The organism is Paraburkholderia sp., from assembly GCF_026225065.1.
Classification (GTDB): domain Bacteria; phylum Pseudomonadota; class Gammaproteobacteria; order Burkholderiales; family Burkholderiaceae; genus Paraburkholderia.
Genome location: NZ_JAMFSB010000152.1, coordinates 1 through 17,043 on the forward strand (window position 1 = coordinate 1; position 17,043 = coordinate 17,043).

At 61.2% G+C, this 17,043-nt stretch carries 13 protein-coding genes; 2 read left to right on the top strand and 11 right to left on the bottom strand.

Features of this window, described 5'->3' with window-relative positions; translation table 11 throughout:
- From selA to fdnG, 5 genes are all read right to left on the bottom strand, one after another.
- Nucleotides 1–1,270: L-seryl-tRNA(Sec) selenium transferase (selA, locus tag M0954_RS11700; RefSeq protein WP_297353332.1), on the bottom strand; the 1,270-nt coding region annotated here is incomplete at its 3' end.
- Between the two features lie 16 nt (nt 1,271–1,286).
- Nucleotides 1,287–2,219, bottom strand: coding sequence for a formate dehydrogenase accessory protein FdhE (fdhE, locus tag M0954_RS11705; RefSeq protein WP_297353334.1), 933 nt, complete (start codon nt 2,217–2,219; stop codon nt 1,287–1,289).
- 841 nt (nt 2,220–3,060) lie between these two features.
- The gene (locus tag M0954_RS11710) at nt 3,061–3,684 is read right to left on the bottom strand and encodes a formate dehydrogenase subunit gamma (protein ID WP_297353336.1); all 624 of its coding nucleotides are present in this window, start codon (nt 3,682–3,684) and stop codon (nt 3,061–3,063) included.
- Nucleotides 3,674–4,606, bottom strand: coding sequence for a formate dehydrogenase subunit beta (fdxH, locus tag M0954_RS11715; RefSeq protein WP_297353338.1), 933 nt, complete (start codon nt 4,604–4,606; stop codon nt 3,674–3,676). The genes M0954_RS11710 and fdxH overlap by 11 nt, the downstream gene beginning before the upstream one ends.
- Before the next feature lie 15 nt (nt 4,607–4,621).
- Nucleotides 4,622–7,693, bottom strand: a complete 3,072-nt coding sequence (gene fdnG / locus M0954_RS11720) for a formate dehydrogenase-N subunit alpha (RefSeq protein WP_297353340.1) — start codon at nt 7,691–7,693, stop codon at nt 4,622–4,624.
- A gap of 222 nt (nt 7,694–7,915) precedes the next feature.
- Here fdnG and M0954_RS11725 point away from each other — a divergent pair, with 222 nt between their 5' ends.
- Both M0954_RS11725 and M0954_RS11730 read left to right on the top strand, forming a co-directional pair.
- Nucleotides 7,916–9,289, top strand: a complete 1,374-nt coding sequence (locus M0954_RS11725) for a YhjD/YihY/BrkB family envelope integrity protein (protein ID WP_123386270.1) — start codon at nt 7,916–7,918, stop codon at nt 9,287–9,289.
- Between the two features lie 384 nt (nt 9,290–9,673).
- Nucleotides 9,674–10,819 carry a porin gene (locus M0954_RS11730; RefSeq protein WP_122156694.1) on the top strand — a complete coding sequence of 382 codons (1,146 nt, stop codon included), beginning with the start codon at nt 9,674–9,676 and terminating at the stop codon, nt 10,817–10,819.
- A 138-nt stretch (nt 10,820–10,957) separates the two neighbouring features.
- Here M0954_RS11730 and M0954_RS11735 read toward each other — a convergent pair whose 3' ends face one another.
- From M0954_RS11735 to M0954_RS11760, 6 genes are all read right to left on the bottom strand, one after another.
- Entirely contained in the window at nt 10,958–11,836 is an 879-nt protein-coding gene (locus M0954_RS11735) for a proteasome-type protease (protein ID WP_133894355.1), read from the bottom strand.
- Nucleotides 11,837–11,909: 73 nt separating this feature from the next.
- Nucleotides 11,910–12,707 (bottom strand): transglutaminase family protein, encoded by a 798-nt coding sequence (locus M0954_RS11740; RefSeq protein WP_297353342.1) that lies wholly within the window; start codon nt 12,705–12,707, stop codon nt 11,910–11,912.
- 13 nt (nt 12,708–12,720) lie between these two features.
- Complete coding sequence (locus M0954_RS11745) at nt 12,721–13,671, bottom strand: alpha-E domain-containing protein (protein WP_122156697.1); 951 nt, start codon at nt 13,669–13,671, stop codon at nt 12,721–12,723.
- 159 nt (nt 13,672–13,830) lie between these two features.
- Nucleotides 13,831–15,240 carry a circularly permuted type 2 ATP-grasp protein gene (locus M0954_RS11750; protein WP_122159263.1) on the bottom strand — a complete coding sequence of 470 codons (1,410 nt, stop codon included), beginning with the start codon at nt 15,238–15,240 and terminating at the stop codon, nt 13,831–13,833.
- Between the two features lie 398 nt (nt 15,241–15,638).
- The gene (locus M0954_RS11755; RefSeq protein ID WP_122156698.1) at nt 15,639–16,091 is read right to left on the bottom strand and encodes an HU family DNA-binding protein; all 453 of its coding nucleotides are present in this window, start codon (nt 16,089–16,091) and stop codon (nt 15,639–15,641) included.
- A 213-nt stretch (nt 16,092–16,304) separates the two neighbouring features.
- Nucleotides 16,305–17,043: PLP-dependent aminotransferase family protein (locus tag M0954_RS11760; RefSeq protein ID WP_297353344.1), on the bottom strand; the 739-nt coding region annotated here is incomplete at its 5' end.

Genomic DNA, 17,043 nt, shown 5'->3' on the forward strand with positions numbered 1-17,043 from the left:
GCTCTGCGCTCACGATGAAGCTCTCCCCGAGCGCGCGCTGCAGGAGCGGTAACGCGCGTTCGGCAAACGCCTGCATTTCCGCGGCTGGACGTGTCAGCAGACGCAGTGTTGTCAGTCGCTCGCTCAGGAATTCGGGCGCCTGATAAAGGCGCAGGACAGGCTCGAGCGCTGCAAGCGTGAGCTTGCCCACACGCAGCGCGCGTTTGAGGGGATGCTTTTTGATCTTGCGGATCAGATCGGCGCGTCCGACGATCAGCCCCGCTTGCGGACCGCCAAGCAGCTTGTCGCCGCTGAAGGTTACGAGGTCCGCCCCAGCGGCAATGTTCTCGCGCACGGTCGGCTCATTCGGCAATCCCCACTGTGCGAGATCGACGAGCGTGCCGCTGCCCAGATCAACCGCCATCGGCAAGCCATGGCGGTGCGCGAGCGGTGCGAGTTCATCGAGCTCGATGCTTTTCGTAAAGCCGCTGATCGCATAGTTGCTGCAATGGACTTTCATCAGCATCGCAGTGCGCGGACCGATAGCCTCTTCATAGTCCTTCAGATGCGTGCGGTTGGTCGCCCCGACCTCGCGCAGCCTCGCGCCCGCGCGCGACATGATGTCGGGAATGCGGAACGCGCCGCCAATCTCGACGAGTTCGCCACGCGATACGATCACTTCCTTCTTCGACGCAAGCGCCGACAGCGTCAAGAGCACGGCCGCCGCGTTGTTGTTCACTACCGTGGCCGCTTCGGCGCCGGTCAGTTCGCAAATGACGTCGTCGATCAAGTCGTCGCGATCTCCCCGGCTACCGGTTGCGAGATCGAACTCGAGATTCATCGGACGTGTGAGCGCTTCAACAACGGCGCGCACGGCCTCGTCGGGCAGCAGCGCACGGCCGAGATTGGTGTGCAGCACCGTGCCGGTAAGATTGAAGACAGCGCGCAGACGGCTCTGCGCGCGCTGCGCCAACATAATGGCGGCCTGACTGACGACTTGAGATTCGTTGCACGCGGAGTCAAGGTGGGCCCCGCGCTGCAGAACGTCCGGACCGTCGTGAGACGTCGCAGACGCTATGGCGTGTCCGTCATCCTGCAACCCGGCGTCATGCACAGCGCCGGCCTGCAGATCCTGCCGCAGCCTGTCGAGCGCGGCACGCACGGCGGCGAGCACCTGGGTGCGGCCGTATTCGGCGAGCAACGGCTGCACGGCCGCGGACGACATGATTCGTTCGACGGCGGGCACACGTGCCAGCAGCGCGTTTAACGGGTTCCCCTGCACTTCGCTCACGCGACGTTTCTCCTGCTTATGCGTCCGATGGCACTTCAGGCCACAGCAGCGGATTGGGGCTGCTGCGTCGATAGCCTGCTTCGTTCATCAACAGATCGAGCGTGAGGCTCGCGAGGTCATCTGCGAGCGGTTCGAACTCGAAATCTTTCTCCTGATAGCCGATCTTGCGATACGTATGACATTCATCACAGGATTCCGCCTTGAGGGCATCGCTACCACCCGCAATGCCATGATAGGCGATCCCTTTGGTCGAATCGCAATTCGAGCACTTGATGCGGACCACATGCCATTCGCTGGAGCATAGACCGCATTGCAGGTAGCGATAGCCCTGGTACTGACCGCCGACGCGCACGATGCTGGCAACTGGCAAAGCGCCGCAGACGGGACAGACACCAGACGTGTCGAGATAGGGAATATCGCGCGGATCGAAGCGGCTCGCAAGATCGGTCCAGATAACCTGGAGGGCTGCCATGATAAACGGAGCCGAGGCGGGATCGATTTCGCTGTAGCGGTGGGCGAGGACTGCGTCGGCTTCGGTGTCGAGTTCTTCGGGGGATTTTAGACGCAAGGCGTCGAGGACGTTACCGAGTGCAGGGGTGACGGCGCCGGCGGTTTCGACTTTGTCCAGCAGGCGGTGGAGGATGGTGCGCCACTGAGGGTCTCGATCCGGCGAGAGGGCCGGGATTAGAGGCATGGAGTGGTGTTGGGCCTGGGTGATCGCTTCGCGCAATGGCGGGTTTGGGGTGATGGTTGCTAGCTCGTGGTGCTGGGCTTCGGATACTGTTGACATCAGTCTGATGTAGGGGGAGATCGGGTTGCTGGGTGCGAGGGTTTTTAGTCTCGCGGCGCGGGCTGCAAATATTGTCGCCCGTTCGGGCAGGCGGATGCGTGGGATCGCTGTGGGGTCTTGGGATTCTATCTGCGAGGGGTCTAGGATTTTTTGGGGCATATCAGCTGGGGCTCTTTCTTTGTGCTGCGCGTGCTTTGGGTCGGGTTGCTTTTTTGCCTTGCCTTGTGGGTCTTGGTTCCGTGTTCGTACGGTGTTGGCCTTTCCTTGCTTTCTTAGCGGTCTATTAGTGATGCCCCTGTGCGGGGCGGCACTTACTTTCTTTGTCCCACAGGGACTACCTTCGGGTCGCCGCCGCAAAGAAAGTAAGCAAAGAAAGCGGGCTTCACACCGCCAGCTTGTAGGTGTCCGCCACTCAGGTCACCCGGAAGCGGTCCGCGCACGAAACCAGCCCTCGCACCACGCGCCTTGGTGACAAGGCAGTCATCCGTTCCAGCCTTGCGCTGCGCGCCCCGCCGTCGGGCACAGCCCCTAATGCATATTCCGCTGGCGTTCTAACCATATCTGGTTCGAGCTTGCTTTACGCTGGGCGGCCCGGCCGGCCAAACTGCCAGACCGCTTTCCTCACCGGCGCGTTTCTTTGCACGGCCCAAAATCACTGCTTTACCACCCCCCCGCCTTCCCTCGCAGACCCATCCGTGACGCACGTAGTGCGGAGCGGGGTGGATGAGCCCTTTGTCAAACCCGATGGCGGTGCGAGAGATCATTTCGTGCGCGCACCACTCCGGGTTCATGCCAGTGGTGGACACCTACAAGCTGGCGGTTGCGAGCCCGCTTTCTTTGCTTACTTTCTTTGCGGCGGCGACCCGAAGGTAGTCCCTGTGGGACAAAGAAAGTAAGTGCCGCCCCGCACAGGGGCATCGCTAATAAACCAATAAGAATGCAAGGAAAGGCCAACACCGTACGAACACGGACAAAGCGCCTCAAGGCAAAAACCACAGTCCTACTTAACACTCTCCCGAAACCACTTAGGATGATGCTTCCTGGCCCACCCCAGCGTAACAGTACCCCGCACCATAGCCCCAACCGACCCCTTGATCCAGACAGCAGCATAGACATGCACCACAATCCCAACAATAAGAACAAACGCAGCACAAGCATGAACGAGCGCAGCGAGCCGAACAACCTCAATAGGAAAGTAAACCGAAAAATACCGCCGCCAGATAACAACCCCACTGCAAAGCAGTAAAAACAGACACCCCACCATAGTGAAAAACAAAAGCTTCTGCCCAGCGTTATACCGCCCAATCTCCGGCAAATTCTCCTCGCGATTAGCAAGCACATCATCAATCTGCCGCAGCCACTGCACATCATCACGGTCCAGATAGTTGTGATGCCAAAACCGCATCGCGAGAATCAGGAACGACACAAACATCACCAGACCCACAAACGGATGCAGGATCCGCGTCCACTGCCCTCCACCAAACAGCGCCGTCAGCCAGAACATCGAAGGATGAAACAACGCCAACCCAGACAACGCCAGCACCACAAACGAAATCGCCGTGATCCAGTGATTCGTCCGCTCATTGGCCGTGTAACGCACAATCAGATTCGGGTCATTTGACATCGCTCTGCTCCTCGCGCTCGCCACGAATGCGTCCTGCCTCTTCCCGCGCCGCCAGTTCGTCGTCTTCCGTCACCTCGTTCGGACCAATCCGCGTGTAATGGAAAAACCCGGACAGCGCCGCGATCACAATCCCCGCCACCGCCAGCGGCTTCGCCATGCCCTTCCACAAACGCACCATCGGACTGATCCGCGGATGATCCGGCAAGCCGTGGTACAGCGACGGTTGATCCGCATGGTGCAGCACATACATCACATGTGTCCCGCCTACCCCCGGCGGATCGTACAGCCCCGCGTGCTCAAAGCCGCGCTCCTTCAGGTCCTCGATGCGCCCGGCTGCGTGCTGCTTCATGTCCTCTTTGGTGCCGAACACGATCGCGCCAGTCGGGCACGTCTTCACGCACGCCGGCTCCTGCCCCACCGCGACGCGGTCGGAACATAGCGTGCATTTGTATGCCCGGTGGTCCGTCTTCGAAATGCGCGGAATGTTGAACGGACAGCCCGTCACGCAATAACCGCAGCCAATGCAGTTCTCCTCATGAAAATCGACGATGCCGTTCGTGTACTGCACAATCGCCCCCGGCGACGGACACGCCTTCAGGCAACCCGGGTCCTCGCAATGCATGCAACCGTCCTTGCGAATCAGCCATTCGAGGTTGCCGTCCGGGTTCTCATACTCGGAGAAACGCATCACCGTCCACGAATGCTCGGTGAGATCCAGCGGGTTGTCGTACACGCCGTGGTTGATCCCCACCTCGTCGCGCAGATCGTTCCACTCCATGCACGCCGTCTGACACGCCTTGCAGCCAATACATTTGCTGACGTCGATCAGTTTCGCCACGGTGCCTGTCACCGGCTCCCGTACCCCCGGAGGCGGGACCGTGGTGGCGGACAGGCGCTTGATATCCAATGATTGCAGTGCCATTTTTTATCTCGCCCCCTATGCCTTCTCGACCTTCACCAGGAACGACTTGAATTCCGGTGTCTGCGAATTCGCGTCACCTACCACCGGCGTCAACGTGTTGGTGATGTACCCCGGCTTCGTCTGCCCCTTGAAGCCCCAATGCAGCGGGACGCCAACGGTCTGCACCTTCTTGCCGTCGATCATCAGTGGCTTGATGCGCTTGGTCACCACCGCTACGGCAATCAGATAGCCGCGATTCGACGACACCTTCACGCGGTCGCCCGCCACCACGCCCACCTCCTTCGCCAGGTCTTCGCCAATTTCGACGAACTGCTGCGGCTGAATGATCGAATTCAGCCGCGCATGCTTGGTCCAGAAGTGAAAGTGCTCGGTCAAACGATAGGTGGTCGCGGTATGCGGGAAGTCCGCCGCCTTGCCGAACGCTGCCCGGTCGGCCGGGAACACGCGCGCGGCCGGGTTGTTGGTGGCCTGCGCGTTCTGCGGATGCAGCGGGTTATAGCCAAGCGGCGTCTCGAACGGCTCGTAATGCTCGGGGAACGGCCCTTCGTTCATCTCGTCGCGCGCGAAGAAACGCGCCACGCCTTCGGGGTTCATGATGAACGGTCCCATGCCGTTTTCCGGGGGTTCGTCCACCTTGAAGTCGGGCACGTCCGCCCCGGTCCACGCAGACCCGTTCCAGCCAATCAGCTTGCGGGTGGGATCGAACGGCTTGCCGCTCAGATCGCACGATGCGCGGTTGTAGAGAATCCGCCGGTTGACCGGCCACGCCCACGCCCAGTTGAGGGTCTGGCCGATACCGGTCGGGTCGTCGTTGTCGCGCCGGCCCATCTGGTTGCCCGCCTGGGTCCATGCGCCGCAAAAAATCCAGCAGCCGCTCGCGGTTGAACCGTCGTCCTTCAGTTGCGCAAAGCCCGACAGTTGCTCGCCCTTTTTCACCAGCACCTTGGTCGGGTCCTTCGCATCGGTCAGATCGGTGACGGCACGGCCGCTGTACTCCATCGCCAGTTCTTCCGGCGTCGGGCTTTCCGGGTTCGCGTACGGCCACGCGAGCTTGACGATCGGATCCGGGAATTTGCCGCCCTGCTCCTGATACGCCTTGCGCATGCGCAGGAAAATCCCCGACATGATCTCCAGATCGCTCCTCGATTCGCCTGGACCGTCCACGCCCTTCCAGTGCCACTGCAGCACACGGCTCGAACTCACCAGCGAGCCGCGTTCCTCCGCGAACAGGGTGGTGGGCAACCGGAAGACTTCGGTCTGGATCTTCGAGGCGTCCACGTCGTTGTAGTCGCCATAATTCTTCCAGAACTCGGCGGTTTCGATAGCGAGCGGGTCCATCACCACCAGCCATTTCAGCTTGCCTAGGGCGGAAGCGGTTTTCGCCTTGTTCGGCGAGGACGCGAGCACATTGAAGCCTTGCGCGATATAGCCGTTCATCTTGCCCTGGTCCATCAATTCGATGGCCTGCAGCAAGTCGTACAGCTTGTCGAGCTTGGGCAGATAGTCGTAGCCCCAGTTGTTGTCGGCTGTCGCCGCGTCGCCCCACCACGACTTCATGAAGCTCACAAAAAACGCGCCGTAGTTCTTCCAGTAGCTAAGCTGGTTGGGCCGCAACTGCTGGGTAGCGCGTTTCTTGATGTAGTCGGCGTAGTTCTGCTCGCCTTCCGTGGGCAGCGTCATATAGCCCGGCAGCATGTTCGACATCAGCCCGAGGTCCGTCAGCCCCTGGATGTTCGAGTGACCGCGCAGCGCGTTCATGCCGCCGCCGGCGATGCCGATGTTGCCGAGCAGCAGTTGCACCATCGCGCCGGTGCGGATCATCTGCGCGCCGACCGAGTGATGGGTCCAGCCAAGCGCATACAGGATCGTTCCCGCGCGGCCGGGCACTGCCGTCGTGGAGAGCATTTCGCAGACCTTCAGGAATTTTTCCTTCGGTGTGCCACAGGTCTTTTCGACCATCTCAGGCGTATAGCGCGAGTAATGCTGTTTGAGCAGGTTGTAGACACAGCGCGGATCCTGCAACGTCATGTCGACCTTCACAAAGCCGTCGTCGCCACGCTCGTAATCCCACGAATCCTTGTCCGGGTACGAGTGCTTGTCGGCGTCGTAGCCGGAATAGATGCCGTCGTTGAAGGCAAAATCCTGGCGCACGATGAACGCGAAGTCCGTGTAATTCTTTACGTACTCGTGCTGGATCTTGTCGTTTGTCAGCAGGTAGTTGATCACCCCGCCGAGGAACACGATGTCCGTGCCGGTGCGAATCGGCGCGTAATAGTCCGCCACCGATGCGGTTCGCGTAAAGCGAGGGTCGACCACGATCAGGCGCGCCTTGCGGTTCGCCTTGGCTTCCGCCACCCACTTGAAGCCACACGGGTGCGCCTCGGCGGCATTGCCGCCCATCACAAGGATCACGTCCGCATTCTTGATGTCGACCCAATGGTTCGTCATCGCTCCACGGCCAAACGTCGGGGCAAGACCTGCCACCGTCGGACCGTGTCAGACACGCGCCTGGTTGTCGAACGCCAACATCCCCATGCTGCGCACGGCCTTGTGCGTCAGATAGCCCACTTCGTTGCTGGCCGCCGATGCAGCGAGCATCCCGGTGGTCAGCCAGCGGTTGACCTTCTTGCCGTCCTCGGTGGTTTCGACGAAGTTGGCGTCGCGGTCGGCCTTCATCAGTTTCGCAATGCGGTCGAGCGCGTCATCCCACGAAATGCGCTGCCACTGATCGGAGCCGGCCGCCCGATACTCCGGATACAGCAAGCGGCTCGGGCTATGGATGAAGTCGATCAGGCTGGCCCCCTTCGGACACAGCGTGCCGCGGTTGACCGGATGATCCGGGTCGCCTTCTATATGGATGATGCTGGCCGTGGCGTTCTTCGCGCCGTCACCGAGGCCGTACATGAGGATCCCGCAGCCCACCGAGCAATACGGGCAGGTATTTCGGGTTTCAGTGGTGCGCGACAGTTTGTACTGACGGACTTCGGCGAGCGCGGGGTCCGGGGAGAAGCCCATCAGGGCCAAGCTCGATCCGGCCAGCGTGGATGCCGTCACCTTCAGGAACTGACGCCGGGACATTTGCAGCATGGTGGCCCTCGGCAATGGATGTTTTAGGGAGTGGTAAAAAGTATATGTCGTTTATTAATAAGAGTGCGTGCGACTGTACAGAGCCCCAACCGGACATACCCTGCCCCGGGATCGTCCTTGTTATAGTGACGGGCATAGTGCTTGCAATGCGTAAGGTCATACCCGCCGTGCCGCATCAGCACGTGAGCAACTTCCGGCGCCACGATCCCGTCAAGAGGCCGTATGGACATCGACACGCTATCCGCCGACAAATTGCAAAGCGCAGCACGCCAGCAGGCTTCATGGGCAATCGGTGCGTTCAAGCAGTTCGCCGAAGACCGCTGTGCCGCCATGGCGGCAGCCATTGCCTTTTATGCGGCGTTCTCGTTGGCCCCCACGCTGGTCATGGTGATCGCCGTGGCAGGATGGTTCTTCGGCGCTCAGGCAGTGCGCGGCGAACTGTTCGCTCATATCCATGGGCTGCTCGGCGACGAAGCCGCCACCGGTGTGCAAACCATTGTCCAGAACGCCCGCCACGCGGGTAGCGCAGGCGGGATCGCGGCGATCATTTCGTTCGCTCTCCTCGCGATCGGCGCGTCGGCCACGTTCTCGTCGCTCAACAGCGCGCTCAATATCGTCTGGCCGCTCACCGGGCCGCGTTCGTCGAGCGTCATCGCGCTAGTGCGGGTCCGGCTGATTTCGTTTGGACTCGTGCTCGGCGTAGCGTTTCTGCTGATCGTCTCACTCGTGCTCGATACGGCCATTACGTTCATCGGCCAGTGGCTGTGGGGCAACTCGCCATACGTCGTGATCGGCAATCTGATGCAGTTGGCAGTCGGCCTGCTGGTGCTGGCCTTCGCCTTCGCCGCCCTGCTGAAATTCCTGCCCGACGCCGTGGTCCGCTGGCGCGACGCCCTTGTGGGCGGCGCGGTGGCAGCCGTGCTGTTCTCCGCAGGCAAGAAACTTTTCGCTCTCTATCTGGCCCACGCGGGTATGGCCAATTCGTTCGGCGCGGCCGGTTCGCTGGCGGTGCTGTTGATGTGGCTGTACTTCTCGGCCGCCGTACTGCTGCTCGGCGCAGAGTTCTCCGCGGCGCGCGGACGGCTGCACGATCCGCGCGGCGCATGGGGGCAATTGGACCAGGCGCCGCCGGGCAGCCGCGCGAAGATGGCCTCAGTGTTCGCCGCTTCGACGATGTCCGGCCGTACCACGGGTCTTTCGCCCGCCGCCACGCTCGCGCAAGCCATGGCGCCGACGGGACAGCCAGACAGTTCGGACGCGCAGAGCGCCGTTGCTAACGGGACTACCGCAGGCGCCGTAGCAAGTGATCTGGCAAAACAGGCGCAGCAGGTTCAGCGGAATCAAGGCGGTCGGCAATCCCCGGCCGCACGGGCCGTGGACGTTCGCACGGCCACCCGCATTGGCCGCAAGGTCTTTCAGGCGGAAGGCCAGGCCACTCGCGCTGCCGCCTCGACACTGCTGGAGGCTGGCCGCAAGGCTATCGCAGCGGATCGCTACGTCAAACGGCATCCATGGAGATCGATACTGCTGGCCGCCGGCGCCGGATTCCTTGTGAGCGCGATAACCGGCCGCCGCCGCGACGATAACGCTGAGTGAGGCCTCTTTCGCGTCCCATACCAGGGAGAACACTCACAGTCGGGCACAACTGTCTAGCACGCAAATCAATCCAGCGTTGATTTCAAAGCTATTTGACGATCTCGCGTCATCTCACGCAGAGATACAAAAAGTTACATCCAGCCCCTCAACGGACGCTTCTGTGACACATGCTGACGCCCTGACTATGAACGAAACAACAATAATGCGGATTTCGGCATTCGATGTTGCTGTATTGGCAACAATGCCAACTTTCCTTGATATATAAGCGTTTTCGCCCGGTGTCACGTTTACGAGACACTCATTTTTTTTCAGTATTACCCTTCAGACAGCCTGCGCTATTCTCCATCCCGCAACAACTAAACCAATCATCGCGTGGAGAAATGGATGAAAAAGTTCGCACTGTCTAGCCTCTCGCTGGCACTACTGGGCGCAGCAGGCGCCGCTCATGCTCAAAGCAGCGTGACCCTGTACGGCGTACTTGACGATTCGATCCAGTACGTTAACAACGTTAACGTTTCGGGCAGCAACAAGAGCTCCATCGGCTTGACCGCCGGCAACCTGCAGGGCAACCGCTGGGGCCTGAAGGGTACGGAAGATCTGGGCGGTGGCCTGAAGGCTGTGTTCCAGTTGGAAAACGGTTTCAACCCGAACTCCGGCAGCATGGGTTCGTACAACGGCTCGAGCAAGCTGTTCGGCCGTCAGGCATTCGTTGGACTGTCGAGCGATCAGTTCGGTACGGTCACCATCGGCCGCCAGTATGACCCGGTCGTCGACCTGGTCCAGGCAGTCACGGCTGACAACTACTGGGGCTCCACGTTCACGACGCCGAGCGACGTTGACAACAACGACAACAGCTCGCGTACGAACAACGCAATCAAGTACACGTCGCAAACGTACGCTGGCTTCCAGTTCGAAGCGATGTACGCATTCGGCGGCGTCGCAGGTTCGACCGGCTCGGGTCAAACCTGGTCGGGCGCAGCTACGTACGCAAACGGTCCGTTCAGCGTTGCAGCCGGCTACATCCGCATGGATAACGCCGATACGCTGGCAGGTCGCAACGGCGGCTGGGCTGGTACGTCGGACGGCACGTTCAACTCGATCAACACGCCGTACGTAACGGCCAAGTCGATCGGTATCGCTTCGGTCGGCGCGCAGTACGTAATCGGACCGGTCACGGCCGGTCTGCGTTACAGCAACGCACAGTACAAGGCGGACGGATTCTCGGCGTTCACCTCGACGGAACGTTACAACGTCGGCGCAGGTTTCGTGAACTACCAGCTGACGCCGGCAGCATTGCTGGGTCTGGGCTACACGTTCACGCACGGTTCGGGCAACGGCGATTCGGCGTCGTATAACCAGATCTCGCTGGGCGGCGACTACAACCTGTCGAAGCGCACGGACCTCTACCTGATCGGCGCCTATCAACGGGCAACGGGCACGGGCGCAGTCGCGTCGGTTGCTGACTACGACGAAGAATCGGCTTCGAACTCGCAAGCCATCGTCAGCCTCGGTATCCGTCACAAGTTCTAATCGACTTGACGGACAGCTGAAGCAGGACGCTGTCAAAAGCCAGCCACAGGCGATAAGCCGGTGGCTGGCTTTTTTTATTGCTGCGGGGATTGTTTGTGCGACCTTCGGCGAGCGACGCCCGCCGCTGCTACGGTGCCATTAGCGTTGCGCCTTGTTCTTTTCGGCTTGCGCCAGCGTCTGAGCCGGCTTCGCTTCGACCGCCTCGTCGCCCGCTACCGGCGCGCGATGCATCACCAGGGCCCGCTCGGGGCGCTGCATCGGCACGTTGGCCGAGGCCTGCCAGTCCGGATCGGGAATCTCGGAGAACACCTGACGTAGGCGCTCACCCCACGTGCGGTGGATCATTTCGAAGTACGTGTTGTCGTGATCGACCGAGACGAAGCGCGTCACGCGCAGCGCGTCCTTTTCGTACACAAGCAGATCGAGAGGCAGGCCGACCGACAGATTCGAGCGTAGCGTCGAGTCCATCGAGATCAGTGCGCACTTGGCGGCCTCGTCGAGCGGGGTGGTCGGGGTCAACACGCGGTCGATGATCGGCTTGCCGTATTTCGACTCGCCAATCTGGAAATACGGGTTCACCGCCGACGATTCGATGAAGTTGCCCGCGGCGTAAATCATGAACAGATGCGGCCGGCCGGCGCGCGCCTTGGCCGTGGCGGCAATCTGGCCGCCCAGAATAAAGCTGCAATTGAAGTCGACGCCGAATTCCTGCAGCGCCGGGGCTTCGCGCTGATGCACGTCGCGCACCGCCTGACCGACTACGCGTGCCGCGTCCGCCATGGTCGGCGCGCTCCAAAGTGTAGGGCGTTCGGGGTCGGACGGCTCGCTCAGCTCCTGCAGCACCGCCTGAGTCAGCGACAGGTTGCCGGCGCCGAGCAGCACCAGCACACGCTCGCCGGGCTGCTCGAACACCGTCATCTTGCGCGCGGTGCTGATGTGATCGACGCCAGCGTTGGTGCGTGTATCGGACAAAAAGATGAGTCCGTCATCCACGCACATCGCCACACAGTAAGTCATAGAAAATATCCAGAAGACCAGCAGACGCCGCTATTGTAATGCCACGCCGCCGCAGCCTTTGGTGCGATCCACCTTACTGCGGTAACTGTGCACTAACCGTGACCGAGACATTCAGCTTTTCCTCGAGTCCGCCAATGCGCCGCCCGCGGATCGGGGCAGCCGCTTCGTAGTCGCGCGCGGCGGCGAGCCGGCAATAGATCTCGCTGGCAAACGCAGCGTGCGTCACGTCGACCGAAATCCAGCCGGTGCCGAGCCAGACGTCGACCCATGCGTGACTCGCGCCATGCGGCCCCTTGCCCGGCTCGATGTAGCCGCTGACGTAACGCGCCGGAACGCCGCGCAACCGGCAGCAGGCCAGCATCAGATGCGCATGGTCCTGACATACGCCGTTGCCGAGCGCGAGCGCCTCGGAGGCCGTACTGGTCACTTCCGTGGTCCCAGGCCGGTACTTCACGCGCTGCGCGATCTCCTCGGCCAGCTTGATCAGGCCGCGCGGCGAATCGAGCGACGCCACCGACTGCGCCAGTTCACGCACTGCCCCATCGGCTTCGGTCAGACGCGTGGCGCAGGTGTAGTGCTCAAGGGGAATTGGACCGACCGCGTCGCGCAGTTGGCCGTCGACCAGCGCAATCGTGTCGATCTCCCCCGAAACATGCAGCCGGATCTCGCTATGCGGCTTGTTCAGCACCAGCGTCTGCAGCACGTTGCCATAGGCGTCGAAGGTGGAATCGAGCTTGCCGGGGGCGTCGATGCTCCAGCGCCGAACCGTCTGCGAGGCGCCGCTGGAAGGCATGAAGCGTAGTTGCTGGATCGAATAATGAACCGTCGTTTCGTAACGATAGGCGGTGTCGTGGCGGATGGTCAGGTACATAAAAATAACTCCGTCAGGCCACTGGCAACATCAGATAGGTACGCGCAACCAGATTGCCCAGTTCGAACACGCGAGCAAGGAATTGCGTCAGATAAGCGTGCAGGCCGGCTTCGAAAATCTGCCGGATGTCGGAGTACACCAGCTCGGCGCGCAGCTTGCCGGCAAACCGCTCGCACTGGTTGGAACCCGAAGTACGCAGCATCGCAAGGTTGTTACAGACGCCATCCACGGAGGCGAGCAGCGAACGCGGCATCTGCTGGTTCAGGATCATCAGTTCGACCACACGCGCCGGCGTGACGACATCGCGATACACCTTGCGATAGATCTCCAGCGCCGACACCGAACTGAGAATCGAGGTCCAGTAATAGAAATCTTCGAGCTGGCGCGCGGCATCGCGCGAATTCGGCTCCACGTCGGCAAAGCGCACGTCAAGAATCCGCGCGGTGTTGTCGGCGCGTTCCAGGTACGTACCCAGTTGCGTGAAGAAGAACGCGTCGTCCTGCAGCGCGGTGCCGATCGTCACGCCGCGCGACAAATGCGAGCGGAACTTGACCCATTCGAACAGACCATCCGGGCTCGTGGCGAGCTGACCCGCCGCGATCCGCTCCGTGAACTGGAGCCAGGTGTCGTTGATCGTCTCCCACCATTCGGTGGTCAACGTGCCGCGCACAGCGCGGGCGTTTTCACGCGCGGCCTGCAGGCACGAATAAATGCTGGACGGATTGGCGGCGTCCGCCACCATGAAATCAAGCACTTTTTCGCGCGTCGGCTCGTCGTAGCGTTGCGAGAAGGCCGACTCGAGTTCGGAGATGCGCAACACCGAACGCTGTGCGCGAGCCTCCTGCTCAGGCGTCTGCGGCAACAGCAGCGCCTTCAGATTGATATCCAGCATGCGCGCGGTATTCTCCGCACGCTCCATGTAACGGGCCATCCAGAAGAGGTGGTCGGCAGTGCGGCTTAGCATGACGGCTTTCCATGATTGATGACGCTGGGCATTCTGGGCCTGCGCTGGTTACCCGTTTGCGCCGGCGCTTATACGATCTGATGCGAGCCTCGCGCCGGCTTTCCTTGTCGCGGGTGTGGCTGCCGCCGGTTCACGACGCAGGCAGCACCCGCGACTCCTTCAGTCGACCATCCAGGTGTCTTTGGTCCCGCCTCCCTGCGATGAATTGACCACCAGCGACCCTTCCTGCAGCGCGACACGGGTCAGCCCGCCTGCGCACATCGTCACGGTCTTGCCCGACAGCACGAACGGCCGCAGGTCGATATGGCGCGGCGCGATGCCCGCCTCCACGAAGGTCGGGCAAGCGGACAATGCGAGCGTCGGCTGCGCGATATAACCGGCCGGACGCGCGATCAGGCGCTTGCGAAAGTCTTCGATCTCGGCCGTGGTCGAGGCCGGTCCCACCAGCATTCCATAGCCGCCTGCGCCGTGGACTTCCTTCACCACCAGCTCGGACAGATGCGCGAGCGTATAAGCCAGATCGTCCGGCTTGCGGCACTGGAACGTCGGCACGTTGTTGAGGATCGGCTTCTCGCCGAGGTAGAACTCGATCATCTCCGGCACGTACGGATAGATCGATTTGTCGTCCGCAATCCCGGTGCCCATCGCGTTGGCGAGCGCCACGCGCCCCGCCCGATAAGCAGTTAGCAAACCCGGCACGCCGAGCGCGGAATCGGTTCGGAACGCAAGCGGATCGAGAAAGTCGTCGTCCACCCGGCGATAAATCACGTCGACGCGTTTGGGTCCCTGGGTGGTACGCATGAAAACGTAGTTGTCGTCGACAAACAGGTCTTTGCCTTCCACCAGTTCCACACCCATCTGCTGGGCCAGGAACGTGTGCTCGAAATACGCCGAGTTGTACATGCCAGGCGTAAGCACCACCACGACCGGATCGTCGACGCCTTCAGGCGCAACCGAACGCAACGTATCGAGCAGCAGATCAGGATAGTGCGCCACCGGCGCAATGCGGTTCTGCACGAACAGTTCCGGGAACAACCGCATCATCATCTTGCGGTTTTCCAGCATGTAGGACACACCGGACGGCACCCGCAGATTGTCTTCGAGCACGTAGAAAGCACCATCGTCGCCGGCCCTCACCACGTCGACGCCCGCAATATGCGCGTACACGCCGAGCGGCACATTGACGCCCTGCATCTCTGGACGATACTGCGCATTGGTATAGACCTGTTCAGCCGGAACGATGCCGGCGCGCACGATATTGCGGTCGTGATAAACGTCGTGGATAAACAGATTGAGCGCCTGGACGCGCTGCCGCAGACCCGCTTCGAGAGACTGCCATTCGCTGCGCGGAATGATCCGCGGGATCAGATCGAACGGTATGAGCCGTTCGGTGCCGGACAGGTCGCCGTTGACCGCGAAGGTGATCCCCACGCGGCGAAACAGCAGGTCCGCCTCCGCGCGCTTGCGCGCGATTGCCTCATTGCCCTGCTTTACGAGCCAGCGCTCGAAGCGTGCGTAATGAGGCCGCACGACTTCGTCGTGATGACGCATCTCGTCATAGCATCGCATGTCACGCCCCGCTCTTGTTGTCGGATAGAAGGCGAATGCGCTGCGCATTCGGGTGTTCGACAACCATTAAAGCAAACGCTATGCCATTGGCTTTCCGCACACAAACCTGAAAAGGATGCACACGAACAGCGCATACGGCCCGCACGGCTTCGGCAACATCGTACTGCGGCGCCCCGCAATGCGCTACTCCGGTGCATCAGACGCCTCGCCACGGCGTATTGGCGGCCTCATGCGCCCGGCCCGTGCGCCGTTGCGCAATAAACCGCAGCGCCAATAAAAATCCCCGCGGATTCGCACCCGCGGGGATTTTGCACTGCTTGAACATTCAGCACTTCAGCTCGGCGTGACGCCTTCCGCCGTTATCGAACCAGCCGTAACCAACGGGACGTCCTGCACGATTACGCTGATGCTGCGTCCTTCAGCTTCTTCAGCGGACGTGCCTTGATGCGCACGCTAGCCGGCTTGGCCGGGAACCAACGCTCTTCGCCCGTGAACGGGTCTTTGCCGAAGCGCTTCTTCTTCGCCGGCACAGCTTGCACGACGATTTTCAGAAGACCCGACAGCGTGAATTCGCCAGCACCCTTCTTGTGAACTGCGCCGAGGATCGTATCTTCGAGCGCAGCCAGCACAGCCTTGGCAGCCTTCGGCTCAACAGCAGCCAGTTCTGCGACGTGTGCAGCCAGCGAGGCCTTCGTGAAGGTGTCCTTGATCGGCGACGGGGCGCCGCCAGACGCCTTCACGGCGACCTTCTTAGCTGCGACGACTTTCTTCGCAGGAACTTTCTTCGCAGCAACCTTTTTGGTCGGTACCGTAGCAGCCTTCTTGGCCACCTTTTTTGCGGAAGTCGGCATGTTTCTCCTACCTGTTGTTGGTCAGTGAATGCAAGAAGCGCCCGCGGTATGCGCACGCTTCAAGGCCGGATTCTACAAGCGCTACGGCGTTTTGCGCGACTCTTTTGTGTATAAGCGTTACGGTTTGTTGCGTCGTGCCGACTCCGCAACACTTTTTAACCCGTATTTCAGGGGGTAAACGTGAAACGACGCATGAAAAAGGAGCCCTGGCGCTCACCGCGCGAGACGCGGCATCAGCTTCGCGAGCGCTGTTAACGCAGTATCAATCTGCTCAACCGCGATGCCGCCGTAGCCGAACATCAGACCAGGCTGCGGCCTCGCTCGACGATGAAAACGGGCAATTCCGTAGAGCCCGATCGATGCCTCGCGCGCCGCTGCGATCACCGTTTCCTCAGTAATCGCCCCTTTGAGGCGTGCGGCCAGATGAATGCCGGCGGTCGGCACCACGGCGTCAAACCACGGTGCAAGGCCGCCCTGCAGATGTTCGAGCAGGCACACGCGACGCGCTGCATAGACCTTGTGCATGCGCCGCAAATGCTTGGCGAACTCGCCATCCAGCATGAAAGCCGCAAGCGCCGTCTGGGTCAGCGTGCAGCCGTGCAGGTCGGCAACCTGCCGTGCCGTGCAAAGCGGCCTAAGCAACGGTGCGGGCGGCACCACGTAGCCGACTCGCAGTTCCGGGAAGATCGTTTTCGAAAACGTGCCGATGTAAGCGACCAGTCCGGCACGATCGAGACTTTTCAACGGCTCCATGGGCCTGCCTTCGAAACGATATTCGCTGTCGTAGTCGTCCTCGATGATGACCGCGCCGCGCTTTTGTGCCCATTCCAGCAGTGCAACGCGACGCTCGAGACTCATCGGCATGCCGAGCGGAAACTGATGCGAAGGCGTGACATAGACGAGCCGCGCGTTGTCCGGAAGCTTGTGAACCATCAGGCCGTCCGCATCCACC